Source organism: Acidisoma sp. C75, assembly GCF_054665095.1.
On record NZ_BAAFHD010000001.1, the window covers coordinates 1 to 26,045 of the forward strand.

At 68.9% G+C, this 26,045-nt stretch carries 18 protein-coding genes and 1 tRNA gene; 5 read left to right on the forward strand and 14 right to left on the reverse strand.

Annotated features, from left to right (window positions below):
- Positions 1–261 precede the first annotated feature (261 nt).
- From cas2 to cas3, 7 genes are all read right to left on the reverse strand, one after another.
- The gene (gene cas2 / locus ACYQ7X_RS00005; protein ID WP_459694763.1) at positions 262–552 is read right to left on the reverse strand and encodes a CRISPR-associated endonuclease Cas2; all 291 of its coding nucleotides are present in this window, start codon (positions 550–552) and stop codon (positions 262–264) included.
- A gap of 15 nt (positions 553–567) precedes the next feature.
- Positions 568–1,602: a type I-C CRISPR-associated endonuclease Cas1c gene (cas1c, locus tag ACYQ7X_RS00010; RefSeq protein WP_459694764.1), complete on the reverse strand. Its 1,035-nt coding sequence runs from the start codon at positions 1,600–1,602 to the stop codon at positions 568–570.
- Positions 1,599–2,240: a CRISPR-associated protein Cas4 gene (gene cas4, locus ACYQ7X_RS00015; RefSeq protein ID WP_459694765.1), complete on the reverse strand. Its 642-nt coding sequence runs from the start codon at positions 2,238–2,240 to the stop codon at positions 1,599–1,601. Before cas4 ends, cas1c begins: the two co-directional genes overlap by 4 nt.
- 15 nt (positions 2,241–2,255) lie before the next feature.
- Entirely contained in the window at positions 2,256–3,206 is a 951-nt protein-coding gene (gene cas7c, locus ACYQ7X_RS00020) for a type I-C CRISPR-associated protein Cas7/Csd2 (RefSeq protein ID WP_459694766.1), read from the reverse strand.
- Positions 3,203–4,954, reverse strand: coding sequence for a type I-C CRISPR-associated protein Cas8c/Csd1 (gene cas8c, locus ACYQ7X_RS00025; protein ID WP_459694767.1), 1,752 nt, complete (start codon positions 4,952–4,954; stop codon positions 3,203–3,205). Before cas8c ends, cas7c begins: the two co-directional genes overlap by 4 nt.
- Before the next feature lie 344 nt (positions 4,955–5,298).
- Positions 5,299–5,988 carry a type I-C CRISPR-associated protein Cas5c gene (cas5c, locus tag ACYQ7X_RS00030; protein ID WP_459694768.1) on the reverse strand — a complete coding sequence of 230 codons (690 nt, stop codon included), beginning with the start codon at positions 5,986–5,988 and terminating at the stop codon, positions 5,299–5,301.
- A 48-nt stretch (positions 5,989–6,036) separates the two neighbouring features.
- Positions 6,037–8,319 (reverse strand): CRISPR-associated helicase Cas3', encoded by a 2,283-nt coding sequence (gene cas3, locus ACYQ7X_RS00035; RefSeq protein ID WP_459694769.1) that lies wholly within the window; start codon positions 8,317–8,319, stop codon positions 6,037–6,039.
- A gap of 199 nt (positions 8,320–8,518) precedes the next feature.
- Here cas3 and ACYQ7X_RS00040 point away from each other — a divergent pair, with 199 nt between their 5' ends.
- On the forward strand, positions 8,519–8,899 hold the full coding sequence (locus ACYQ7X_RS00040) for a hypothetical protein (protein ID WP_459694770.1): 381 nt from the start codon (positions 8,519–8,521) through the stop codon (positions 8,897–8,899).
- Positions 8,900–9,051: 152 nt separating this feature from the next.
- Here ACYQ7X_RS00040 and ACYQ7X_RS00045 read toward each other — a convergent pair.
- The 6 genes from ACYQ7X_RS00045 to ACYQ7X_RS00070 form a co-directional block, all read right to left on the reverse strand.
- A tRNA-Glu gene (locus ACYQ7X_RS00045) sits at positions 9,052–9,127 on the reverse strand.
- Positions 9,128–9,265: 138 nt separating this feature from the next.
- Complete coding sequence (gene recJ, locus ACYQ7X_RS00050) at positions 9,266–11,032, reverse strand: single-stranded-DNA-specific exonuclease RecJ (protein WP_459694771.1); 1,767 nt, start codon at positions 11,030–11,032, stop codon at positions 9,266–9,268.
- A 73-nt stretch (positions 11,033–11,105) separates the two neighbouring features.
- A complete protein-coding gene (glpX, locus tag ACYQ7X_RS00055; protein ID WP_459694772.1) occupies positions 11,106–12,092 on the reverse strand; it encodes a class II fructose-bisphosphatase in 987 nt (328 codons plus the stop codon).
- A gap of 187 nt (positions 12,093–12,279) precedes the next feature.
- Positions 12,280–13,584, reverse strand: a complete 1,305-nt coding sequence (locus ACYQ7X_RS00060; RefSeq protein ID WP_459694773.1) for a homoserine dehydrogenase — start codon at positions 13,582–13,584, stop codon at positions 12,280–12,282.
- Positions 13,581–14,825, reverse strand: coding sequence for an LL-diaminopimelate aminotransferase (locus ACYQ7X_RS00065; RefSeq protein WP_459694774.1), 1,245 nt, complete (start codon positions 14,823–14,825; stop codon positions 13,581–13,583). The genes ACYQ7X_RS00060 and ACYQ7X_RS00065 overlap by 4 nt, the downstream gene beginning before the upstream one ends.
- Before the next feature lie 78 nt (positions 14,826–14,903).
- Complete coding sequence (locus ACYQ7X_RS00070; RefSeq protein WP_459694775.1) at positions 14,904–16,259, reverse strand: hypothetical protein; 1,356 nt, start codon at positions 16,257–16,259, stop codon at positions 14,904–14,906.
- 69 nt (positions 16,260–16,328) lie between these two features.
- Between ACYQ7X_RS00070 and ACYQ7X_RS00075 the strand changes: the two genes are divergently transcribed.
- The 3 genes from ACYQ7X_RS00075 to ACYQ7X_RS00085 all read left to right on the forward strand — a co-directional run bounded on the left by ACYQ7X_RS00075 (position 16,329) and on the right by ACYQ7X_RS00085 (position 21,211).
- Entirely contained in the window at positions 16,329–18,134 is a 1,806-nt protein-coding gene (locus tag ACYQ7X_RS00075; RefSeq protein WP_459694776.1) for a PHA/PHB synthase family protein, read from the forward strand.
- A 61-nt stretch (positions 18,135–18,195) separates the two neighbouring features.
- Positions 18,196–19,503, forward strand: coding sequence for a DNA recombination protein RmuC (locus tag ACYQ7X_RS00080; protein WP_459694777.1), 1,308 nt, complete (start codon positions 18,196–18,198; stop codon positions 19,501–19,503).
- A 160-nt stretch (positions 19,504–19,663) separates the two neighbouring features.
- Positions 19,664–21,211: an aromatic amino acid lyase gene (locus ACYQ7X_RS00085; RefSeq protein WP_459694778.1), complete on the forward strand. Its 1,548-nt coding sequence runs from the start codon at positions 19,664–19,666 to the stop codon at positions 21,209–21,211.
- Here ACYQ7X_RS00085 and ACYQ7X_RS00090 read toward each other — a convergent pair.
- Positions 21,199–21,933: an OmpW/AlkL family protein gene (locus tag ACYQ7X_RS00090; protein WP_459694779.1), complete on the reverse strand. Its 735-nt coding sequence runs from the start codon at positions 21,931–21,933 to the stop codon at positions 21,199–21,201. The two genes, ACYQ7X_RS00085 and ACYQ7X_RS00090, sit on opposite strands and share 13 nt — an antisense overlap.
- 238 nt (positions 21,934–22,171) lie before the next feature.
- Between ACYQ7X_RS00090 and ACYQ7X_RS00095 the strand changes: the two genes are divergently transcribed.
- Positions 22,172–25,963, forward strand: coding sequence for a glycosyltransferase (locus ACYQ7X_RS00095; protein ID WP_459694780.1), 3,792 nt, complete (start codon positions 22,172–22,174; stop codon positions 25,961–25,963).
- The last annotated feature ends 82 nt before the right edge of the window (positions 25,964–26,045 follow it).

Consider the following 26,045-nt stretch of genomic DNA (forward strand, 5'->3'; position numbering starts at 1 on the left):
GTTTCGATCCACGCCCCCGCACGGGGGGCGACGGCGCCACCATAGTCCCTTTGGTGAACAGGCAAAATATCGAGCGTTTCGCGAACCAGCGCTACAAGCACGCCGAAAAGCGGGCGCGCGCCCGGCACTGATCAGAAAGATTCGATCCGCCAGCGGTTTAGGGAGCCGCGAACCTGCCGGGGCCGTATGGCTCGCTTGAGGTTCGCAGAGGCGCGCCGTCGGCCTATAGGACGGGACAAGACCACCTCCCGCCCGCGGCGCCTAGATGATCAGCGGGCCGTTGAGGTCGGTGGCGGGCTTGGCGCCCACATGCTCCACCCGGCGCTGCCAGTTCGCGCCGAGAAAGTAATAGCGCAGACTGTCCTGCGCCATGTCGATCTCGTTTTCGAGGCGCGCGCGGAGGAGCGCCCATTGCGCCGGATCCACCTCGATCTCGAAAACCGAAAACTGCACCCGCTGCCCATGATCCTGGCAGGCTCGCGCCACCCGCCGCAGGCGCCGCGCGCCACCCGCCTCGCTCGTCCGCACGTCATAGGTGACGAGAACCAGCACGTCGCACCTCCCTCCTCACGTCCAGATCCAGGGCGGGTAGCCATCCAGATCGCCACGCAGATGCCGCGCGAGGAGCTGCGCCTGAAGATAGCCGACGAGGCCGAGCGGCGCGCTTTCCTCCAGAAACGGATGCCGCCGCTCCTCCTTCTTACGCTCCTGCCAGGCGGTCAGCACCGTGCGGCGGCCGGCCTCGGTAAGCAGCACGCCACCGCCGTCCATCCACTCGAAATCGGCGGCGCGCAGCTGGCGCCGGTTGATGAGCGACAAGGCCAGCCGGTCAGCCAGGATCGGCCGTAGCTCCTCCATCAGATCGAGCGCGAGGCTCGGCCGGCCCGGCCGTTCGCGATGCAGGAACCCGACCGCCGGATCGAGCCCCACGCTTTCGGCGGCACTCCGGCAATCATGCGTCAGCAAGGTGTAGAGAAAGGACAGCACCGCATTCACCGCATCGCGCGGCGGCCGGCGGCTGCGCCCCTCGAAGCGGATCCCCGCCTCCGGGCTGCGGATAAGCAGGCCGAAGACCGCGAAATAAGCCTGCGCCGCCTCGCCCTCGGCACCGCGCAAAGCGTCCACCGCCTCCTGCCCATAGGCGATGCGGCGCAGGATCAGCGCCAGGCGATCCACCGCCTCCTGCAAGGCTGCCCGCGGCGGAGGCGCCATCTCCGCCCCGTAATCCCGCAGCGCCCTCTGCAGGACCGCACGCTGATTAGCGATCTTGCCGGAGAGGATAGCGCGCACGATCGCCTCGGGCTGATCGGAGGCACGGTATTGCGCGCGGCGCAGCAGCACATTGCCGGAGACCGGCCCCTCGATCCGGGCCTGAAAGCGGCCCGCACGATCGAGCAGAACGATCGTCACCCCCAAGGGCGCGAGCGCCTGGATCAGCGGCGGTGACACCAGGATTCCCCCGAAAACGACGACGGAGGACAGCATGTGGAAGGGCACGCGCGCCCGCTCCACCCCGTCCACCTCAGCGACCAGGTTTTCGCCCTCCTTGCGCAGCGCCGCCCCTTCGCTGGTGACATACAGCGTGTTGAGGAGCTTCTTCATTCGTGCGGCTCCCGCAAGGCTGCGTCGATGGCGCGGCGGCGATAGGCCTCGGCAGAACGGCCGATGATCTTCGGCCGGCAGAGGGCGAGGAGCGAGCAGGAGCGGCAGCGATCGGCGCGGTAGCGGGCTGGCGGTGTCTCCCCGCGTTGGACGAGACCGGCGAAGGCGAGCGCGGTCTCCTCCGTCAGGCGGCGAAGCGCGGCATCGAACGCCACGATCTGCCGCCGCTTGGTCTCGCCGTAGAAGAGCGCGCCTTCGGGCACCGCCCGGCCCGTCATCTCCTCCAGGCAGAGCGCTTGCGCGCAGAGCTGCACCTCATCGGCCCGGTGCGCTTTCGGCTTGCCGCGCTTGAATTCGACCGGGAAGGCGATCTCGCCCTCGGCACCCGCGCGAAACTCTACCAGATCGGTGACGCCGGCGAGCCCGAGCCGGAGGTTCGCCACCGGCAGAGCGGTTACGCGCCGCACCACGCCCCGCCTGCGCGCCCCCGGCTCATGCGCGGACTCATGCAGCACACGCCCTTCCGCCGTCTGGCGGTTTTCCTCCCACAGCCGCTCGATATGGATCAGCGCGGCCTGGCGGAGGCAGAAGACGGCGTGCTGCAGGGCCGAGATCGGGATCGGAGCCTCGCCGTCCATCCCGCTCATCCTGGCTCAGAGAATGTCGAGGATCTCGACCCCTTCGGGCATGCCGGCCCGATCGACGGTCACGGTGTAATCCTCGTAGCGCCGGGCGGGCGGCAGATTGTCCAACCGCTCGCTCGCCAGCTCATAGATTTCGCCGCCGAAGACCCGCGCGACCGAGACGCGCCGGAAAAGCTCGGCCGCCGGTGCGCGGCCCAGCGCGCAGTCATGCTTGAAGGCGATGACGCGGCGGGCGGACATCTCCCCCCGCGCGGCCGAGCGATCAAGCTCGAACATGGCTTTCAGCGCCTCGAAGAGGTGATCGAGATCGGCCTGATCGAAGCCCGTGCGTTCGGCGAGCTTGGCATTGACGAAGAGATGCGCGCGGTAGAGGCCGTAGGGCACGATGTATTTGCGGCCCATGGTGCGATTTTCGGTCCGCTCGTCGCCTTCGCTTTTGGAACGGTCGGCCTTCTCCTTCTCGCTGGTCGCCGCCATGCGGGTGATGGAAATTTCGAGCGGCAGGATCTTCTCGATCGATTGCGCGAAAGCGACCTGTACCGGGCCGCGCACCTGACCGGCGTTGATGCCTGTGCTCATCACCGCTCCGAAGGTGCGGACGTCGTAGAAATTCTCGCACATGAAAGCAGTGAGGCGACGTGCCTCGTCATCGCTCTGGGGATTGAGCTTGGCGTCCTTATCCACCTTGTCGTTGCCGGGGCGGATGGCGCGATAGGCTTCGCGGTGCCGCTCGTTGAGTACCGAACCTTCCTGCACATAGATTCGCCAGCCGACCTCTGCGCCTTTCGCGAATTCCGTGTAGTTGCGGATCTTGCGCTTGAGCGACACATCCGAGACGAGGCCGTGATTGGTCTCGGGGTCGATGCGCGGCAGGTTGCCCGCATCGGGGTCTCCGTTCGGGTTGCCGCGCGTCACGTCGAACAGGAAGACAATATCGTAGCGGTTGGCGAGCGCGGTCATGGAGCGGCGTCCTTCTTGGCGGCGGCCTCTTCGGCCTTGCGAAAGAAATCGTTCTTTTGGTGGTAGTAGCCGAGGGCGAAGAGCGCCTGGGACTTGTCGGGCAGGCTTGCCGGATAGGGCTCGGCCGCAGGCTCCATCATTTCCATGATGCCGCCGAGGGTCTTCTCGAGGTTGACGCGCCTTCCCGGGCTCTGCTTGCCGACCTTGGAGAGGTGATTGGCGGAGCCCGCATCGAGCAGGTGGAACACCTTGCGCGGCTGGCTGGAGGCGGCGCCATAGAACTTGTCGCGGATCGTCGCGTTCACACCGGTGCCGAGGGCCGCCACCTGGATCTGCTCATAGACGGCGAAGAGACGCCCCAGGAGATAGCCTGGGTCTTTGAAAGCCGGATCAAGCGACACCGGCACCTCCCTGTTGAAATTGCGGATGAGGACGGATTTGAGGATCGCGACGCGGAGTCCGTTGATCTGATGGTCCGCCCGGATGCGGATGATGAGGCTGGTGAGCAGCGTCAGCGGATAGGGCGCGCCGGTGAGGATGGCGCGCAGCCAATCCCCCGCCAGATGCGGATCGATGTTCTCGCGCTTGCCGAGCACGGCGGTTTCCTGCGCCATGCGCCAGAAGGCGATGGTGCCTTGGGGCGGCGGCGGATCGACCGCAAGGCGCTGCTGATGCGCCGCATAGCGCGCGGCGATCTCGCGGAAATCATCCGCAATGTAGAAGCGGATGGAAAGCCGGGCGGCATTGGGGGCGAGTGCCAGAACATGGAAGCGCACGTCTTCCGGCGCATCCTTCCGCCATTCCGAGAGGGGCTTGCCCTGGCGGATGCGGTCCAGCCAGGCGCCGAGTGGTTTGGCTTCGGCACGCTCATCGGCCTGCCAGAAGGCGGCGAAGGCATCTTCCGCCGCATCTGCCGCGGCCTCCTCCGCCGCTTCGGCCCAGAAGACGACCGAGGCATCGCCGATCTGCAGGCACTGGTTGCGGCTGCGGTCGAGCAGCGTATTGAGCGCGGTGGTATAGGCGAAGGCGGCGGCGACCGAGACGGGGGCATTGTCGCCCTGCTCGTGGCCGTAGGATGTGAAAGCATCGAGATTGAAGGAAACGATGGAGGCGCCGGAGGACTGCGCGCCCCAGACGCCTTTAATTGCCGGATGCAGACGGGCAACCGGCGCCTCCTCGCCGGAAACGAGGCAGACGGTGCGGTTCGCTTCCTCATCGACGCCGATCTGTGCCCAAAGCGCCCGGGCGGCCGGGCGATCGTGCAAGAAGATACGGTCCAGCCGCTCGCTTTCGAGGGCAAAGACGATGTTCTGGTCGCGTAATTCTTCGGGCCAGGCGAGTTCGGCGAAACGCTCCGGCTTCCACCAGTCGAGGAAGGCGAGGAAGGCGCGCAGCCCCTGATCCTCGGTGGCGGCGAGCCAAAGACGATGCCGGTCGATAAAGGCGGCGTGTTCTAGCGCCGTGCGCTTGCCCTCGCCGGCGGTGACACCCAGGACATAAGCCGACTTGTCCCACAGGAAATTTGGTGCGATGCCTGATGTGCGCTTTGTCGGCTGTGGCACTGAAAGGATCGCCGGCACGCGTTTCTTCCCCTCGCTCTGCCTCAGATCATGCGGCGCGCCAACGGGCCTGCCGTCGTCGCCGAGGCTGATGACGAAGGCGATTTTCTCCTGCGAATAGCCGAAGACCGGAACCTCGCCCCGGCGGGCCATGCGCTCATAGGTCGCGGCTAGTGAGGAAAGAATCATTATCTGCCCCTCGGAGCGCCTCGCCGCCCGTTCATTGCGTTACACGCGATACACCGGTCATAGTTTCTACCCACGCCTCCAGAAGGTTAGGAGGCGACTGCGGCGGCGAGGCGCCCGAGCATATCAAGTTCCAGGTACAAAATACATCCTTCTATGAGAGGTGTATCGCTGTAAGCGATACACCTAGACGAAATGCTTGACACCTCCTGGCCGCTAGTGGCACACATCTGGCCGCCTAGGCTGCCTAAGACGATCAGTGGGCCTTTCTGCCGGGGTCCAAACCGACCAGAATCGCTGACCTTGAGGACCGGAGGTCCACACTTCGGAACCCTCAGGGTTTTCGTTCATCCCCTGATCTCCGATGAGCCAGGCTGCGGAACGCGCAGCACGCCATCGCGCAGTTCGGCGCGGAAGAAGAGCGAATGCCGGTCCCCGGCATGGTCGATATCGTAGAGCATGAAGCCGAGATCGCGCGGGGTGCCGAAGCCGAGCGTGGAATCCTGCGTCTCGGCCACCGGCATGGCGGTCTCCGGCTCGATCAAGCGGAACTCCGCGGGAAATTCGCGCGTGCCGAGGGAGGGCTGCTGGAAGCATTGCCCACGTCGCGCGCGGCGATTGAAGGTGTCGAGATGCTTGGCCGGATTATCCTCGGGGCCTGCGCGCCCCGTCATCTCGAAATGGGCCGCGATGACATAGGCGACATCGCTCAGCAGGGTCGCCGCGCGCTGCTGCCGCGCATCCTCGACTTTCAGGAACAAGTCGCCGACGGCGCCGCTCTTCATGGCGGAGGCGACGGAGCGCACCGGAATCTTCTCCGCCACCTCATTCCGCCGGATGGACTGAAAGCGGATCGGCTTGAGCACATGGATCTCGTCGATCACCCAACGGATCGCGGGCTTCCAGTGTATGGCTTCGAGAATGCCGCGCGCGGCCGATGGGGTCATCACCTCGTAGGAGACCCGCTCGACCTTCATTTCCGGCCGGGTGAAGCAGGCATAGCGCCCGCCGACCCAAAGCCGAATGCCGAACGCCATGCGATCCTCCCGTCTGTGTGCCAGCCGCTCGTAAAGCCCTGCGCGCGGCTAGATGATCGAGTACGTCAATTCAACCTCATCGGCCTGTTCCCAGGCAAGACCCGTTTCGGGCGTGTATAGATTTTCGCTTTGCAGCACGCAGAACCGATCGTCGAGTCCCGCGACAAAAGTCGCGTGCTTATTGTCCAGCAGCAGACGCCGATAGTGTGGCGGCACCTGCACGAGGAAAGGTTGCAGGCCGCGCGCGGCGGCACCCGGCGAAAGCCGGCCGGATGCGAGATTGGCGAAGATATCCTGCGCCGCCCGCTCATTCTTGATGATGACCGGAGCCATGCCGTCCTTGATGAGGCGGAAGTTTTCACCCACCCGGCGATAGGCAAAGTCAGTTCTGCCGCTTGAGACGCTGAACTGTTCCATCACCGCTTGCGGCTGCGTGCCCGCAGGGCCCGGCATCATCGTGCGGTCAAGGGCCGGCCCCGCCTGCCAATAGACTTCCCGGAAGTAGCGGTTGATCGCCGCCGCGCTGAACAGATCATCGCGGTGGCGTTCGGCGACCTGACGCATCACCTCCGCGAAGCGCGCAATCTCCGGTGGCGGTGGGGCTTCCGCCGCGAAGATATCGATAAAACTCTCCGTGGCCGGCGCTTGTCCTTCTCGGTTGACGCGCCCCGCCGCCTGAATGATCTGGTCAAGCCCCGCTTCCGCCCGCCAGGCGCGGGGAAACGAAATATCGATCCCGGCTTCGATCAAGCTGGTGGCAATTACCCGGCAGGGCGTGCCTGCTTTCAGCCCGGCCTTCACCCGCGCGAGGATGGCCGCGCGGTCCGTCGCGGTTTGCCGCGTGCTGAGATGGGTCAGGCCCGCAAGCCCCTCCGCGCGCGCCAGATTGTAGAGCCGGAGCGCATGGGCGCGGCTATTGACGATGACGAGACCTTGGCTTGCCTCACCAAGCTCACCCACGAGCGCGGCATCGCTCAAAGAGCCTCGGAGCCGTGGCGTTGCCCGCCGCAGCTGCCGATGCAGGGCGGCCGCATCGGGCGCCAAGGCGCGCGCCTGCTGAAACCCGCCGGAAAAATCAGGCTCCAGCAAGGCGGGTTGCGTCGCCGTGCACAGCACGAGGGAACAGCCATAGGCGCGGCAGAGTTCCCGCAGGGCCGCGATCGCCGGCCGAAGAACATGCAGGGGGACGGTCTGGCATTCGTCGAGGATGATGACACTGCGCACGATGTTGTGCAGCTTGCGGCAGCGGGACGGGCGATGCGCGAAGAGGCTCTCGAAAAGCTGCACATTGGTGGTGACGACGACCGGCGCTTCCCAGTTCTCTGCCGCCCGCCTGCGTTTGGCCTCGGCCGATTGCCGGTCGTACGGCTCTCCCTCCTCCGGCCGAGCCGATGCGTCGAGCGCGGAATGATGCTCGAGAACCACATCCTCGCCCAGGATGCTGCGGAAGATCGCGGCTGTCTGATCGATCACCGAGGTGAAGGGAATGGCGTAGATGATGCGCTGCATCCCCTTCGCCTTGGCGTGGTGAAGCGCGAAGCCGAGGGAGGTGAGCGTCTTGCCGGCTCCGGTTGGCAAATCAAGCGTAAATACGCCGGGATCCGCAGCCGCTTGGGCGACGGCGGCCGCGAAACTCTCCGCCCGGATGGCGAGAAGCTGAGGGTCGGTCCCGCTCTTTGCAAGTCCCGCCCGATACCGATCGAGTGCTGCGATGCAACCATCAATAATGTCAGGCAAGGCCGGCCAGGCGCGATCCACCGGCCGCCCATCGCGCTCCGCATAGAAGGCTTCGGTCGCGAGGAAATCAGCATCCACGAGGCAGGAGAACAGCATCCGGCCGAGAAAGGCGAGCTGGAAGGCGGCCTCGCTTCCCTCGGCTTTGAAGCTCGGCGGCCTCAGGCGGGATGGGTTCTGCGAATGCTCGGCGCGCCAGGCGGGATCGAGCGCGGGAAGATCCTGGCGCGCCAGGCGTTCGGTGAGGGTTCCGTCACTCGCGCCGGTCTTATCCGGCAGGCCGGCATGGTGCCCTGCGATGGCATAGGCCAGCAGCTCGGCCATCAGCCCATCCTCGCGGCCCTGCGCCAAAGCCAGCAGCTCCCGCGCGCCGGCTGTGGAATGATCAGGCCCCTGCCGCGCGCCGCCTGCGATGTAATCCTGATAGGCGCGCGTCAATTTACCGAGATCGTGGAACTCGCCGGCGATCCCCGCCGCGGTCTCGGCGCCGAACTTGGCGGCGCGTGCGCTGGCGAGACGGGCGACCTTTCGCCAATGCTCCGCGTAAGGCTCCCAATCGGCCTTGTCGGCGCGGGCTGTCGAATGAGCGAAGAACATTTGACCCATCCCGGAGATGAGGTGATCACGGCCGCGTAGTTGTTTCAGCTATCGCATCGCTTCAATTCGCACCATTCCTGGCGGCAGCCTGCGCCGAGCGGGCCTATCTTTCCGCCCCGCTGATCGCCTTTCGCAGGTCGTGACGGCCTCCTTGGCGCATCCAGACCGCTTCCGACTCGCCTGACAAGACCGCGTCGTCTTGCTGGCGCCTTCGCCCCGCAAGGGGCGGCAGGTTGGCATCGTCAAGGTGCAGAGCCGGCTCCGGGACAAGCCTTCCGCAGCCTGGATGGCAATCCTGCCCTTACTCGGCACTGGTGTCGGCAAGCGGTTCCACCTGGCGCGGTTTGCCCGCTACTGCAGCCAAGCCGGGGTCGAGCCTGAGGCTGTCGATGATGGCATCATTCTTCACTATGAGCGCGACCTCACGGAGCACAGCCTATCCGCCGAACCCAAGCGCGCGGCCCGCGAGGTAGCCGGTGCCTGGAACGCAGCCCGTGCCACGCATCCGGCATGGCCGCAGCCTGAAGGGCGCGCCCTCGTCTACAGCACGAGGGGCACAAACATCACCCACTTCGAGTAAGCCATTTGCACCAGACTGCGCGCCCTGAGCAGCCTCGGTCGGGGCACTCGAAGGTCTGTTTCCGCTCGCCGAAGGACGCAAGGTCGGACGGATCTATAAGTCGTATGGCGCCCTCAGCGGCGCCACAACCACATCTAACTTATTGAAAAAATTGGCGTCCCGTAGGGGATTCGAACCCCTGTTACCGCCGTGAAAGGGCGGTGTCCTAGGCCTCTAGACGAACGGGACAGGCCGTGCCGCACGAGGATCGGCGCCGGTTGGGCGCGTCATTCAGCGGTGGGCGGTGGGTAGCCGAGGCGCGGGGCGGAATCAAGCCCCGCCGGCGGGAATGGCGCGCGGCGGCGGCGCAAAGCAGGGTCGCGCCGGTCAGGCCCAGGCGGCATCCTGCACGAAGAAGCTGGCGCTCACCTGGCCGTTCCACTCCTCCGCCCGCAAATGCCCCGCGAGGTGCAGCGGCCGGCGCCCGGGATCGAGCAGCGCCTCGGCGAGCGGGCCGCTCTTGCCGCGGAACAGCAGCGCCTTGAGCCGGCCGCCGCCTTCGCCCTCCAGGATCGCGCGGATGGTGGCGCCGTCCTTGCCGATGCGGTCGGCCTTGGCCACGCGCGCGTGGCTCACGACCAGCAGCGGCTCGTCATTGCCCTGGCCGAAAGGGGCGAGGCGGGTGAGATGCTCGGCAACCGGCACCGTCGCGCCACGCGCCGTCAGCACGCCTTCCACCAGCAGGGCGGCGGCCGGCGGCAGATCGGCCGCCATCGCCAGCCGCTCATGCAGGAAGGTCTCGAAAGCGGCGATGCCGGCCTCGGGCAGGGAAAACCCCGCCGCCATCGCATGCCCGCCGCCGCGCTCCAACAGCCCGAGCTGCCGCGCGGCGAGCACCGCGGCACCCAGATCGACCCCTGGCACCGAGCGGCCCGAGCCGGTCGCCCGGCCCTCGGCAATCGCCATGACGCAAGCCGGGCGGTTGAACTTTTCCTTGAGCCGCCCGGCGACGATGCCGACGACCCCGGCATGCCAGCCGCTCCCGCCCACCAGCAGCACGGGCGCCCCGGCGGCGCTCTGCGCCTCGGCCAGGCGCATCGCCTCCTCCATCACGCCGAGTTCGATCTGCTGCCGCTGGCGATTGACGCTGTCCAGCAGCTCGGCGATTTCCCGCGCTTCCTCGGCATCCTCGGTCAACAGCAGGCGGAGGCCGAGGCTCGAATCGGCCACCCGGCCGCCGGCATTGATGCGCGGGCCGAGGGCGAAGCCGCAGCTCATGGCGGTCGGCGCGCCGCGCACCTGGGCCACCGCGAGCAGGGCGGCGATGCCCGGCCGGCCGCCGCGCGCCATCACCCGCAGCCCTTGCGCCACGAAGGCGCGGTTGAGCCCCGTCAGCGGCATCACGTCGCAGACCGTCGCCAGCGCCACGAGGTCGAGATGGCGCATGAGGTCGGGCTCGGCGCGGCCGGCCGCGAAGAAGCCGTCCCGCCGCAAATGCCGCAGCAGGGCGACGGCGGTGAGGAAGGCGATGCCGGTGGCGCACAGGCTGCCCTGGCCGGAGCGGCAATCGAGCCGGTTGGGGTTGACGGTGGCGAGGATGGCGGGTGGCGGCCCCTCGGCCTTGTGGTGGTCCAGCACCAGCACATCGGCGCGGCCGGCGAGGGCCCCGAGCGGCTCATGCGCCGCCGTGCCGCAATCGACGCAGAGGACGAGGGTGCAGCCATGATCCGCGAGCGCGGAGAGAGCTGCGGCATTGGGGCCGTAGCCCTCGCTCGTGCGGTCCGGAATATGGGTGCGCACCGCGCAGCCGAAGGCGCGTAGAAGCTCCCCCATCAGCGCCGTCGCGCAAGCGCCGTCCACGTCGTAATCGCCGAAGATGCCGATGCTTTCGCCCCGCGTGACGGCGGCGGCGAGGCGGGCGGCCGCCTTGTCCATGTCGATCAGCGTCGAAGGGTCGGGCAGCAGGGCGCGGAGCGTCGGCTGCAGGAAATGCGCTGCCTTCTCGATCCCGATGCCGCGGGCGGCGAGCAGCCGGCCGACGATCTCCGGCAGGTCCAGCCTCTGGGCGAGGCCGAGGCCGAGATGCGCCGGCACCCCGAGGGCGCCTGGCCGCCACAGCCAGCGCCGGCCGGTCAGGCTCGTCTCGATCCCCAAAACCCGCTCGTCCAGCGGGTCGGCCGCGCGGTCGGCCGCGAAGGCGCTCAGCGCCTGATCCTCCGGCCGCCGCTCATCGCGCGCTCGACCAGTGCTTGATGCTGAAGTCGTGATGCGCTTCGACGAAGCGGACGGTGCCGGATTTGGAGCGCATGACGACGGAATGGGTCACGGCGCCGACCTCGCTGCGCAGTACGCCGCGCAGCATCGGCCCGGCCGTCACCCCGGTCGCCGCGAACATCACGTCGCCGCCGGCCATTTCGTGCAGGCTGTATTTCCGGTCGGGGTCGGTGATGCCCATGCCGCTTGCCCGCTCCACCTGCGCCTCATCCTCGAAGAGCAGGCGGCCTTGCATCTGCCCGTTCATGCAGCGAAGGGCGGCCGCTGCGATCACCCCCTCGGGCGCGCCGCCCGAGCCGAGATAGAGATCGACGCCGCTGCCCGGCAGGGCGGTCGCGATACAGCCGGCAACATCCCCCGCTTCGATCAGCATGATGCGGGCGCCGGCCTCGCGGCACCGCGCGATGGTTTCGGCATGGCGCGGCCGATCGAGGATGCAGACGAAGAGATCCGAGATATCGACCTTCTTGGCCCGCGCGAGGTTGCGCAGATTGGCGCTCTCCGGCGCGTCGAGATCGACGACGCCTTGCGGCAGGCCGGGGCCGACGGCGATCTTCTGCATGTAGATATCGGGCGCATGCAGGAAGCGGCCCTTATCGGCGAGCGCGATGACCGCCATGCCGTTGGCGGCACCCTTGGCGACGATCTCGGTACCTTCCAGGGGATCGACCGCGATATCCATCTCGGGGCCGCCCTGGCCGACCTTCTCGCCGATATAGAGCATCGGCGCCTCGTCCATCTCACCCTCGCCGATGACGACGGTGCCGGAGATGGCGACCGAATCGAAAGCATGCCGCATGGCTTCCACGGCGGCGCCGTCGGCCGCGTTCTTGTCGCCGCGGCCGATCCATTTGGCGGCGGCGATGGCGGCGGCCTCCGTCACGCGGACCAGTTCCAGCGCCAGGTTGCGATCGGTGTGTTGCCGTGTTGGCAGGGCCATGGCGTGCTCCTTCTGGTTCGTCTTTATCGCCGTCATCCACGGCGCAGCGGCGTGGATCTACCCGTCTCCGCGCCGCGCGACGGGCTCGCTGCCTGGCATGAAGCCGGGCCTGCCTCGGCTCTGCGGCGCGAGGGCGAGCCTAGCGCAGCCGCGGGCGATTCGGAAAATCAGGGCGAAGCCCGCCCCATCACACCGCGCCGATGCGGATCAGCGCCGGGGGTTCAAGCACGCTGGAGAGGGCCGCGATCTGCGCCAACGCCCGCATCATCGCGGCTTCCTGGGTCTCATGTGTTACGAGCACGATCGGCACCGCTTCGCCGGGCGCCCGGCCATGCTGGAGCATGGATTGCAGCGAGACGCCCTCGTCCCGCAGCACGGCCGTCACATCGGCCATCACGCCCGGCCGGTCGAGCACCATGAGGCGCAGGTAATAGGCGCCCTGATGGGCGGCCATCGGCTGGGCGGGCAGGGCTTCCAGCGCATGCCCTTCGGTGCCCCAGATCGGGGTGAGACGCCCACGCGCGAGATCGATGAGATCAGCGACGACGGCGGAAGCCGTGGGCCCGGCGCCGGCGCCGCGCCCCATGAGCATGACGCGGCCGACCGCATCCCCCTCGGCCACCACGGCGTTGAACACGCCATCGACCTGCGCGATCTCCTCCCGCTCCGGCACCATGGCCGGATGCACGCGCATGGAGACGCCGCCCGGCTCGCGGCGCGCGATGCCGAGCAGCTTGATGCGCATGCCAAGCTCGCGGGCGAAGGCGATATCGAGCGCCGAGACGCGGCGGATGCCCTCCACATGCAGCCCGGCGAAATCCACCGGCCGGCCGAAGGCCAGCGCGCCGAGGATGGCGAGCTTATGGGCGGCGTCGATGCCGTCGATATCGAAGGAAGGATCGGCCTCGGCATAGCCGAGCTTCTGCGCATCGGCCAGAACCTCGGTGAAATCCCGGCCCTCTTCGCGCATCACCGTCAGGATGTAGTTGCAGGTGCCGTTGAGGATGCCGGAGATGCCGCGGATTTCATTGGCCGCCAGGCCCTCGCGCAGCGCCTTGATGGCCGGGATGCCGCCGGCGACCGCCGCTTCGAAACCGAGCGTCACGCCCTTTGCCTCGGCCGCGCGGGCAAGCTCGGCGCCATGCAGCGCGAGCAGCGCCTTGTTCGCCGTCACCACCGGCTTGCCGGCGGCAATGGCGGCGCGCACCGCATCCGCCGCCGCCCCTTCCGACCCGCCGATCACCTCGACCAAAACATCGACCGCCGGATCGGCCGCGAGGCGGGATGGGTCCTCGTGCCAGGCAAGCCCGTCGAGCGCGATGCCGCGGTCGCGCCCACGGTCGCGCGCGGAAACAGCGGTCACCGTGATGGGCCGCCCGGCGCGGGCCGCGATCACCCCGGCATTCTGCCGCAGCAGGGCAAGCGTGCCGGCGCCGACCGTGCCGAGCCCGGCGAGGCCGACGCGAAGCGCCGTCTTGTCAGGCGCGCTCATGCCGGGGCCTGCGCCACGGGCGCGGCGGCGGCGGGTGCCCCTGCCGGGGCCGGCGGATGGTTGCCGTCCTGGCCGAGGAAGGCGCGGATATTGCGCACCGCCTGGCGCAGCCGCTGGGTATTCTCGACCAGCGCGATCCGCACATGGCCATCGCCATGCTCGCCGAAGCCGATGCCGGGGGCGACGGCGACCTGCGCGCGCTCGAGCAGCAGCTTGGAGAAATCGAGGCTGCCGAGATGGGCGTAGCGCGGCGGGATGGGCGCCCAGGCGAACATCGAGCCGGCGGGGCTCGGCACCTGCCAGCCGGCGGCGGCGAGGCCGGGGATGAGCACGTCCCGCCGCTCGCGATAGAGCTGGCGGGCCTGCTCCACGCAATCCTGCGGGCCGTTCAGCGCGGTCACGGCGGCGACCTGGATGGGGGTGAAGGCGCCGTAATCAAGGTAGGATTTCATCCGCGTCAGCGCCGTCACCAGCCGCTGGTTGCCGGCGGCGAAGCCCATGCGCCAGCCCGGCATGGAATAGGTCTTGGACATGCTGGTGAATTCGACCGTCACCTCCTTCGCGCCATCCACCTGCAGCACCGAGGGCGGCGGCTCGCCATCGAAATAAAGCTCGGCATAGGCGAGGTCGGAGAGGATGAAGAACTCGTGCCGGCGGGCGAGCGCCACCAGCTCCTTGTAGAAATCGAGGGAGGCGAGATGCGCCGTCGGGTTCGAGGGGAAGTTGACGATCAGCGCCGTCGGCTTCGGCACGGAATGGCGCACCGCGCGGTCGATCGCGGCGAGCATCGTGTCATCCGGCGTCGCCGGGATCGAGCGGACGCCAGCCCCCGCGATGATGAAGCCGAACTGGTGGATGGGGTAGGAGGGGTTCGGCACCATGATGGTGTCGCCCGGGGAGGTGATGGCCGCCGCCAGATTGGCGAGCCCTTCCTTGGAGCCGAGCGTCGCGATCACCTCGGTCTCGGGGTCGAGCGTCACGCCGAAGCGCCGCTGGTAGTATCCGGCCAGCGCGCGGCGGAGCCCGGTGATGCCGCGGCTGACCGAGTAGCGGTGGGTGCGCGGATCCTGCACCGCTTCCACGAGCTTGGCGACGATATGCGGCGGCGTCGGGCTATCGGGGTTGCCCATGCCGAGATCGATGATATCGGCGCCGGCGGCGCGCGCTTCCGCCTTGGCCTTGTTGACCACGGCGAAAACATAGGGCGGCAGGCGGCGGATACGATGGAATTCTTCGGTCATGATGCGGAACCCGAAAAGAAGGCGGCTGGGGAGGAAGGCGTTACGCGCAAATGCGCGCCTGCTCAATCCGCCGATTTCTCAATCCACCAATCGAACGAGCCCGCCGCTGCCTTCGGCCTCGGCCGAGGTGCTGATCTCGCCGGCGCTGACGCCATCCGCGCGCAGTTGCACTAGGATGGCGCGGGCGCGTTCGAGCGCGAGCGGCAGGGCGGCCGACTGGGCGGCGAGCGCGCTGCTCGGCGCATCGCCGAAGCCGACCACGGCGATATGGGCGCTGCCCCGGTTGTCGAGCAGTTTGCGCAAGGCCCGCTGCATGGGGGGGGAGAGCCGGGCGGTGCCGGCCGGGAAGGAGACGAGCACCGGCGGCACGTCCGGCAGGGGTGGCGGCGGCTGATAGGCTGCGGGCTCGGGCGCGGCCTTGGGCGGCGCGTAGGTGCTGGGCACCACGGGAATGGCGAAGCCCGGCACCGCGGGCGGCGCCGGCACGCTATGGGGCAGGGCGGGGGCGCCTGCCTGGAGCGCGGAGAGCGGCGTTTCAGGGGCGAGCGCGCCGGGCACGCTGAGGCCGTTATTCGCGTCGAAGGGCTGCGTCGTGCTGGCGAGCTTGCCGCTGGCCGTCACCGGCACTTGCGCGGGCCCGGCGCCGCTCGGGCGGGGCGTTGGGGTATCGAAGGTGATGCCGCTGCCGGCGCCGTTTGGCGTGCCGCTGCCGGCGGCGCCCGGCGGCTGCTCGGCGGCGGCGGTCGCCGCGGCGACGGTCGCCGCCGGCGGCAGTGCGGCCGCCGCGCCGGCCGGGCCTTGGGCCGCGGCAAGGCGGCGGATCGCCGCGGCATCGGCATCCGATCCGGGGGTGACGGCCATGCTCGTACCTGTCGCGCCCCCCATCTGCGCGGTCTCTGCGGCAGCGGCGGGGGATGGGGTTCCGGCCGCGGATTTCACGGGCGTCGTGCGGGTCGGTGTGCCCCCGGCGCCCTGCGTGGAGGCGTCCTGCGTGGAGGCGACCGGCGAGGATGAGCTCGGCGGGGCGGCGCCTGGGGTCGCGGCGATCGGCGCGGTATGGCTCAGCGCCGGGATCGGATTTTCTGCCGCATATTGGTGGGCGGCGGCACCTTGCGCGGCGAGGGTCGCCTGCAGATCCTGCCATTCCCAATCGGGCATGCCCGCCGGCCGCACCGGATTGGCGGCGATATGCGGATAGGGCGCGGTCGCCAAGGGCGGCGGCGGCCTGTCCTGGGCGATCTCCCCGCCCTCGAGATTGTGCCACCAGCTCACCGGATTGGCCGAGGGCGCGTGCCCGGCGCAGCCGCCGAGCAGCAGGGCGAGCAGAAGCCCGCTCGAAGCGGCTGACCGCCGCCCCGCGCGGGGCGACCCTGTGACGGCGGTGGGTTGAACCCGCGCCTGCCGGGGCTTACCCTCTGAATTGGCTGGAAACATGAGGCATCCCGTCCTGATCTGGCGGAGCCTGATCTAACCCAAGCAAAGACAGCCGGAAAGGATCGTCTCATGGCGGATAGCGAGAAGCCCGGGATCGAGGATATCCGCCTGCCCGATCCTGAACGCGTGCGCAGCACCATGGCCGATATCGCCGAGCGTTCCCAGCGCATCATCGCCGGCTGGCTGAAGCGCCAGGGCAATGAGGGCGCGGCCGCGCCGGCCGGGGCCGATCCGCTCAATATCGGCGCGGCCTTCCTGGAGATGACCGCCCGCCTCATGGCCAATCCCGCCCGGCTGATGCAGGCGCAGATGGGGCTCTGGCAGGACTATATGGCGCTCTGGCAGAATACCACGCGCCGCATCATGGGGATCGAAACCGACCCCGTGATCACCGCTGATCCGCGCGATCGGCGGTTCAAGGATGGCGCCTGGCAGGACAACGAGATTTTCGACTTCATCAAGCAGAGCTACCTGCTCTCGGCCCGCTTCGTGCAGGAGGTGGTGAAGGATGTCGATGGGCTGGATCCGAAGGTCGCCCAGAAGGTCGATTTCTACTCGCGCCAATTCGTCGATGCGCTGAGCCCGTCCAACTTCGTGATGACCAACCCCGAGGTGCTGCGCCGCACGGTCGAAACCGGTGGCGAGAACCTGCTGCGCGGCCTCACCAACCTGCTCTCCGATCTCGAACGCGGGCGCGGCCGGCTGCGCATCCGCATGACCGATACGGAAGCGTTTCGCCTGGGCGAGAATATCGCGACGAGCCCCGGCAAGGTCGTCTGGCAGACGCCGCTCATGCAGCTCATCCAATACGCGCCGACGACCGAGACGGTGCTGAAGCGCCCGCTGCTCGTCATCCCGCCCTGGATCAACAAGTTCTACATCCTCGACCTGCGGGAGAAGAACAGCTTCGTGCGCTGGGCGGTCTCCCAGGGCCACACCGTCTTCATGGTGAGCTGGGTCAATCCGGACGAGGAACTCGCCGCCAAGGATTTCGAGGATTACATGCAGGAGGGCATCCTCGCCGCCCTCGATGCGATCGAGCGCATCACCGGGGAGCGGGAGATCAACGCCATCGGCTATTGCCTCGGCGGCACGCTGCTCTCCTCGACGCTCGCCTATATGGCGGTGAAGAAGGATAAGCGCATCCGCTCCGCCACCTTCCTCGTCACGCTCATCGACTTTACCGAGGCGGGGGAGCTTGGCGTCTTCATCGACGAGCAGCAGATCCAGGCGCTCGAAGAGAAGATGAACAAGCGCGGCTATCTGGAAGGCGCCGAAATGGCGCAGACCTTCAACATGCTCCGCGCCAACGATCTCATCTGGTCTTTCGTCGTCAACAACTACCTTCTCGGCAACGAGCCGTTCCCCTTCGATCTGCTCTACTGGAACGGGGACAGCACGCGCATGCCGGCGGCCATGCACAGCTTCTATCTGCGCAACATGTATCAGGCGAACAAGCTGCGCGAGCCGGGCGGCATCAGCCTCTGCGGCGTGCCGATCGATCTCGGCCGCGTCAACCTGCCGATCTATATGCTGGCGGCGCGGGAGGACCATATCACGCCCTGGCGCTCCACCTATGCCGGGCTCCGATACATGAAGGGGCAGAAGCGCTTCGTGCTGGCGGCCTCGGGCCATATCGCGGGCGTCGTCAATGCGCCTAATTCGGGCAAATACAGCCATTGGGTCTCGAACGACACGCCGGAAACGCCGGAGGCCTGGGAAGAAGGCGCGGTCGAGATCGCCGGCTCCTGGTGGCCGGACTGGCAGCGCTGGGTCGCGCGGCTGGCGCCGGAAACCGTGCCCGCGCGCATGCCGGGCCAGAACGTCACTATCATCGAAGACGCGCCCGGTTCCTATGTGAAGGTGATGGTCTGAGGGCGGGGGCGCGCGGCATGGGTGATGGCGGGCGCGGCGGCGGCGCGGTAGAAGGCTCCGCATGATCGCTGATCTCATCGCCCTCCTCCTCGGCTTCATCGGCCTCGTCCTCGGCCTCCTCGGCTTCCTCGCTGCGCGCGCCGCCGCCGCGGGCGGGGAAGGCACGGCCGAGCGCCTCCGCCTGCATTCGGAACAGATCCTCCAGGGGCTGCGCGCCGAGCAGGACACCACGCGCCTGCACATCGCCAATGCCGAGCGCGGCATCGCCGCCGCGATCCAGACCGGCACCACCGGCGCGCTCGCCAAAGCCTTCGAGCAGATCACCGAGGCGACGAGCAAGGTTGCCCTCGCGATGGATGCGATGCGGGACAAGGCGCTCGAAGAGCAGCGCCGCGCGGCCGCCGCCCTCGATCAGCAGCTCACCCTCTTGCGCGAAAGCAACGAGAAGCGCCTCGCCGAGATGCAGGCGACGGTGAACGAGCAACTGCATGCGGCGGTCGAGAAGCAGATGGAGCAGAGCTTCGCCCGCGTGATCGACCAGTTCGCCGCCGTGCAGAAGGCGCTCGGCGATGTGCAGGCCGTCACCACCCAGATCGGCGACATCAAGCGCCTCTTCACCAATGTCAAGACGCGCGGCGGCTGGGGCGAGGCGCAGTTGCGCGCCATGCTCGAAGACGTGCTGCCCGCCGGCAGTTTCGAGGCCAACCGCAAACTGCGCGAGGAGACCGACGATATGGTCGATTTCGCGGTCGCCATGCCGATGCGCGGCGGCGCCCGCGTCTGGCTGCCGGTGGATGCGAAATTCCCGGTCGAGGATTACGAGCGTCTGGTCGCCGCGGTCGAGGCCGGCGATGGCGAGGCCGAGCGCGCCGCCCGCCGGGGGCTCGAACGGCGCTTGCGCGACGAATGCCGCAAGATCGCCGAGAAATACATCAACCCGCCGGTGACGGTCGAATTCGGCGTGCTCTACCTCGCGACAGACGGGCTCTATGCCGAAGTCGCCCGCGTGCCCGGGCTGCTGGAGGAGATGAGCCGCGAATGCCGGGTGATGATCCTCGGGCCCAGCCTCTTCCCCGCGCTGTTGCGCACCGTCCAGCTCGGCCACGTGACGCTCGCCCTCGAAGAGAAGGCGGACCAGATCCGCATCCTGCTCGGCGCCACCAAGACCGAGATGGTGAAGATGGATGCCGTGCTCGGCAAGCTCGCCAAGAATGCAAGCGCCATGTCGAACACGATCGAGAGCGCGCGCACCCGGGCGCGGGCGGTGGGGCGCAAGCTCAGGACGCTCGAACAGGTGGAGGAGGCGGAAGCCTCCACGCTGCTCGAGATCGAGGCGGAGTATCCCGCCCTCGAGGCCGAGGAGCAGTAGGCGCCACGCCGCCTCGTGCATCGTCTCATCAACCGCGCGCCCGTCACAATGATGCAGAAGCCTTCGTCCCATTCGTCATGCCCGGCGTGAAGCCGGGCATGACGCGGGTATGGCTATTCCAGCGGATTCCCACACACATTCTCTCGCACCAAGAGGTCCCATGCCGATAGCTTCAGAGGCCGGAACGGTCTCCTCCGGACGATCCGACATCGTGCTCGGCACGGCGCCGCTGACCTTGGCCGAGGTTGTCGCCGCCGCGCGGGGGGAGGCGCGGGTCACGCTCTCGCCCGAGGCCTGGGAGGCGGTCGGCCGCGCCCGCGCGGTGGTCGAGCGGGTGGTGGAGGCGGGGCTGCCCGCCTATGGCATCACCACCGGCGTCGGCAGCCAGAAGGATTTCGGCGTCAGCCGGGCGGCGATCGGCCGCTACAATACGCTCATGATCACCGGGCATGCGACGATCGCCCCCGGCCCCGATGCCCCGCCCGAGGTGGTGCGCGGCGCGCTCGCGATCCAGCTTGCGCTTTTCGCGCGCGGTCGGTCGGGCATACGCCCGGCGCTGGTGGAAAGCCTGCTCGCGCGGCTGGCGAGCGACGATCTGCCGCAAGCCCGGCTCGGCGCCTCGCTCGGTGCCTCCGATATCGTCGGCATGAGCCAGCTCGCAGTACCGCTGACGGGCAAGCGCGGCCTCGGCGCGGGCGGCGCGGGGCCGCGGCCGATCGGCCCGCTCGCGGCCAAGGAAGCGCTCTCGCTGCTCAATTCGAACAGCCTGATGCTGGCCGAGGCGGCGCTCGCCCTGGCCGAGAGCCGGGCGCTGCTGCATGCGGCGACGCTCGCGGGGGCGCTGGCCATCGAGGGGTTTCGCGGCAATCTCACCGCCTGGCGGGAGGAGGTGGATCGCGCCCGCGGCCAGCCGGGGCAGATCCGCACCGGCCACGCGCTGCGTCAGGCGCTCACCGAAAGCCGGCTCTGGCAGCCGGGGGAGGCGCGGCTGCTGCAAGACCCGTTGAGTTTTCGCTGCATCCCGCAAATCCACGGAGCGGCCGAAGCGGCCTATGATTTCGCGCATGCGGTGATCGAGGCCGAGCTATCGGCCGCCTGTGACAATCCGCTGATCGAGACCGCGAGCGACAGCTTCCTCTCGCATGGCAATATGGAGACAACCGCCGCCTGCCTCGCGCTCGATATGCTGCGCCAGGCCATGGCGAAGGTCATCGAGGCGGCCGGCCAGCGCATCCACAAGCAGCAATGGCCGGGGTTTTCCGGCCTGCCCACGGGTCTCGCGGCGGAGGGCGGCGCCATCGGCGGGGTGCAGTTCCTCAATCTCGGCCATATCGCGGCGGCCAATGTCTCGGCCGTGCGGCAGGCCGCCGCGCCTGCGCTGCTGAACTATTCCGGCCAGGTGGATGATGGGGTGGAGGATGTCGCCGGCAATGCGCCGCAATCCGTGCATGAGACGGTGCGGAGCTTCGGCCCGGCCTGGACGGTGGTGACGCTCGAAGTGATCTGCGCGGTCTGGGCGATCGACCGGCGGGGCATCCCGCTGGAGGCGATCGGGTCGGGGCTGCGCGCCCTCGCCGCCGCCATCCGCCCGCTGCTGCCGATCGGGCGGGAAGGGGAGGAGATCTTCGATATCACCCCCCTCGTCGCCCTGGTGCGGCAGGCGGGCTTGATGGCGGGCGGTCGTGCGCAGGGTGCTCAGAAGCGGTAGCCGATGCTGGCGCCGACCACCGTGGGGTTCAGCCAGGTCGTCGCCTTTACCGGGCCGACCGCGCTCGTGATATTCGCGCTTGTCTCAAGGAACATCTGCTTCACGTCGAAATTGGCGTACCACGGGCCGCTCAGCGCGTAGTCGAAGCCGAGGTCGATCGCGGGCCCCACGGCAGTCGTCAGGTTGAACTTCTGGATCACGGGCTCGGAAGGGCTCGTCGCGTAGAAGAAGGCGACGGTGAGGCCGAGGCCGACATAGGGGCTGAAGCGGCGGTCGGGCATGAAGTTGTAGTCAAGCGTGAGCGTCGGCGGCAGCACCCAGGCGGAGCCGACATCGACATGGCCGAGCGCGCTATCGCCGGCCGAGATGCGGTGATGCGTGCTGGCGGCGATGAGTTGCAGGGACCAGTGATCGGTCACGAAATAACTCAGCGTCAGCTCGGGCGAGACGCCGCCCGAGGCGTTCACCCCGCCGCCGATCGGGGTGATATGGCTCGATGAGGTTTCGGGAATGACGCCGATCGCGCCGAGGCTGACCTCGAAGGTGCCCGCCCGCTTGGGCCGGGGCGCGGCGCCGAAGAGCCCGCCCGGCTCGGCCGGTGCCGTCGTCGCGCTAGGGCCGGGCGCCGGGGCGCTCTGTGCCTGGGCCGCGCCGGGCCGCAAGGCCGCGCCGCCGAGCGCCAGAAGCCCCATCGCCGCTGCCGTCATGATCATCGATGTCATCGTTGTCTCCCTCGTCTCGATGGCCGGATCAAGGCAGGGCGGGCGCTGTCATTCTTTGATCGAGCGCAAAGTTTCGCGCGGCTGGCGGCAGGGCAGCCATCCTGGAGCGGTAATCCTGGGCCCGGGGCCGATGGCGGTGGGCGGCTCTCAGTATTTTACCAAGGGGATGGTAGTAAGATGCTGCCCGGCGGATGATCCGCCATCCGCCGAGGAGGCCGCGCTGAGTGAAAGACCGACCGTGAGCGAGGAGATCGAGGCGCGTTATTTCGACGCCGCCTTCTACCTCGATACCTATGCGGATATCCGGGCGGCCGGCGTCGATCCCTTCCACCATTACCGCCATTGGGGCGCCTATGAGGGGCGGGACCCCAACGCCTTCTTCTCCACCTCCTGGTATCTCCTGCAGAACCCGGATGTGCTGGAGGCGGGGCTCAATCCGCTGCTGCATTTCGTGCTCTTCGGCGCGCAGGAAGGGCGCAACCCGCATCCGCATTTCGACGTGAACTTCTACGTCAACCAAGTGCCGGAAGCGGCGGATGATCCGCTCCTCTACCATCTCCGCCACGGCCGCCAGCAAGGCTTGCCGACCGAGCGGCAGTTCCGGATCGAGGATGCGATGCCGGCGCTCGGCGGCCCGCTCGGCCTGCCGGAGGGGTTGGCCGTCGATGTCATCCTGCCGGTCTATCGCGGCTTCGCCGAAACCCGCCGCTGCCTCGCCAGCCTGTTGCGGGATCGGCGCCCCGGCCTCGGCGGCCCGCTGCACCGCATCACGGTGATCGACGATTTCTCGCCCGAGCCCGCTCTCTCCCGCTATCTTGATCGTCTCGCGGCGCGGCGCTTCATCCACCTCATCCGCCATCCGCGCAACCTCGGCTTCGTCGCCTCCATCAATCGCGGCATCGAGGAGGCGGGGGCGCGGGATGTCGTGCTCTTGAACGCTGATACGGAAGTGCCCGCGGGCTGGCTCTCCCGGCTCGCCGGCCACGCCTATGCGGGGCCACGCATCGCCAGCGTCTCGCCCTTCTCCAATGACGCGACGCTCTGCTCCTACCCCTCGCTCAAGGGCGGGCCGCTGCCCTTCGGCGAAAGCCTGGAGCGGCTGGATGCTGCGGCGCGCGCGGCCAATAACGGGCGCTCGGTGCCGGTGCCCGTCACCGTCGGCTTCTGCCTTTATCTGCGTCGCGCGGCGCTCACCGAGGTCGGGCTCTTCGACGCGGTGGCCTTCGGCCGCGGCTACGGCGAGGAGAGTGATTTCTGCATGCGGGCGAGCCGCGCCGGCTGGCATCACCGCCTCGCCTGCGATCTCTTCGTCTATCACAAGGGCGAGGTGAGCTTCGGGCAGGATGCGCCAGAGCGCGCGGCGCATGAGGCGCTGCTCGATCGCCGCTGGCCGGAATACCGCCAGCGCGTCGGCCTGCATGTGCGGCTGGATGAGGCACGGCCCTACCGCATCGCGACGACGCTGCAGCTGTTCGCGACCAATGGGCTGCCGACGCTGCTCATGATCCAGCATGCCCATGAGGGGGGCGTCGGCCAATATGTGCAGGGTCTCGCCGGGGATGCGGCGGGGATCGCCAATATCCTCGCCCTTCGCTCCACCATGGATGGGCGGGGCGTGCGCCTCACCGTGCCCTCTGCACCGGACCATCCGGATTTCTTCATCCCCTTCCCGGAAGTCGCCGAGCGGGAGAAGGAGACAGGCCGCCTGCGCGATCGGGATGAGATGGAGACGGAGGGCCGCGCGCTGCTGCTCGCCGATCTGCTGCGCCTGCTCGCGCCGCTCCGCATCGTCCGCGTGCATGTGCAGCACTGGGTCGGGCTCAAGCTCGATCTGCGCGCTCTCATCCACGCGCTCGACCTGCCCTTCGATGTCACGCTGCATGATTGGTTCGCGCTCTGCCCGCGCATCAACCTGCTGCCGGTGCCAGATGGGCCCTATTGCGGGGAGCCGGCGCCCGCCATCTGCGATCGCTGCATCCAGGCGGGGGAGGAGACTGCCGCCCTCGATATCCTTGGCTGGCGGGCCGAACATGCCTGGCTCTTCCGCCTGGCAGACCGGGTGCTCTGCGCGACGGAGGACAGTATCGCGCGGCTCGCCCGCTATGGCCTCGCCGCGCGGGCGGTGCTCGCCCCGCTCGAAGTGATGCCAGAGAGCTTGCTGCCGGGTGTGCCCGCGCGGCCGCCGCTCTCTGGGAGCGGCAGGAGGACCGGGCCGGAGATCGGCCCTGGGATGACGACGGGGATCGGCGCCGATAGCGGCGGCCAAGGCCCGCGCGCGGCGCCGCTGCGCGTCGCCGTGCTCGGCGTGCTGGCGGCGCATAAGGGGGCGTCGCGCGTCGCCGAACTCGCCGAGCGGATGGGGCCGCGGCGCATCGCCATCACCCTCATCGGCCGGGCGGAGCGGCCGCTGCCGCAAGCGGCGCGCGCCGCCTTCAGCGAGACCGGCGCCTATGAGCCGGATGACCTGCCGGCGCTGATCGAGGCCGCCGATCCCGAGGTCATCTGGTTCCCCGCCACCTGGCCGGAAACCTGGAGCTATACGCTGACCCAGGCGATCCGCGCCGGCCGGCCGATCCTCGCCCCCGATCTTGGCGCCTTTCCGCATCGCCTCGCGGCCTATCCGGCGGCGCGGCTGATCCCGGCGGAAGCAGGGGCGGAGGCGGTGATGGCGGCACTTCTCGCCCTCGCCCGGCCGCCGGGCGGCGAGGCGCCGCGCCGCGCCGCCGCCCGCCGTGGCCCGGCGAAGGCGGCGCTGCCGCCCTCGGCCGCGCCCGTCCCCGCGCGAGAGCAGCCCGCTGCCTTCTACCCCGATCGCTACTACGCGCCCTTGCGGCGGGCGGCGGGCGGGCGGCAGGCGGCGGCGCGGATCACCGATCTGCGCGCCCCCGGCCGCATCGCCGTGGTGCTGATCCCGGAGCGGCTCGAATTCGGGCTGATGAGCGCCTGCGCCTATATCCGCGGCCTGCTGCCGCTCACCCATCCCGAGATCGCCGGGGATGTCGAGCTGACCCTGGCGACCGGGGAGGAAGCGCTGCGCCTCCGCCCCGATCTCTTCGTGCTGCACCGCCATGCGGTGGCGGAGGAGGGCGCCGCCGGCGCGCTCCTCGCCCATGCCGCAGCAATCGGCGCCCCGGTGATCTACGATCTCGACGATGATCTGGTCGAAATACCGGCCGACCATGCCGAGGCCGAGCGCCTGCGCGGCCGCCGCGCCGCCGTGCTCCGCCTGCTGGCCGGGGCCTCGGCGGTCCATGCCTCAACCCCCGTCCTCGCCGATCGGCTCGCGCCCTTCGTGCGGGGCGGGCGCGGGCGCATCCGCATCGTGCCGAACGGGCTCGACGAACGGCTCTGGCTCGCCGGGGCGGACGGGCCCTCGGGCCTAGCCTCGGCCCTCGCGGTGGCGGGCGTGGCCGCCCGGCCGCTTCGCCTGCTCTACATGGGAACGGCGACGCATGCCGCCGATCTCGCCCTCATCCTGCCCGCGCTGCGCCGGCTGCACGAAAGCTTCGGGGATCGCATCGCGATCGATCTCGTCGGCGTGCAGCCGCCGGGTGCGCTGCCGCCTTTCCTCAACCGCGTGGAGGTGCCGCGCACCGCGGGCCGCTCCTACCCGGCCTTCGTCGCCTGGCTGACCGATCGCCAGCGCGCCGCGCCTTGGTCCATCGGCCTCGCGCCGCTGGTCGATACCCCGTTCAATCGCTGCAAATCGCCGATCAAGCTGCTCGATTACGCGGCTTTGGGCCTGGCAACCGTCGCTTCCCGTCGCGCGCCCTACGAGGCGCCGGTCCTCGGCGCCGGCGCCTGGCTTGCGGAGGGCGAGGGGGCCTGGGCGCAGGCGCTCTCCCGCCTCATCCGCTATCCGGCCGAGCGGCAGGCTCTGGCCGAGGCGGGGCGGGCGGCGCTCGGCGCGCATGGGCTGCTCGGCGCGCAGGCCGCGCAGCATCGCACCTTGCTCACCGGCCTGCTGGCGGACGGGCGGGGCACAGCGGCGCCGGCCTCGGCGCCCCGCCGCGCCCGCCTGCCGGCCTGATCCACGCCTCGGCTTGTGCCGCACCGCTCTCCGGCGGCAAGCTCGGAGGGTCGCGCGGCGGCACGCTGAGCCCCGCTGCGTT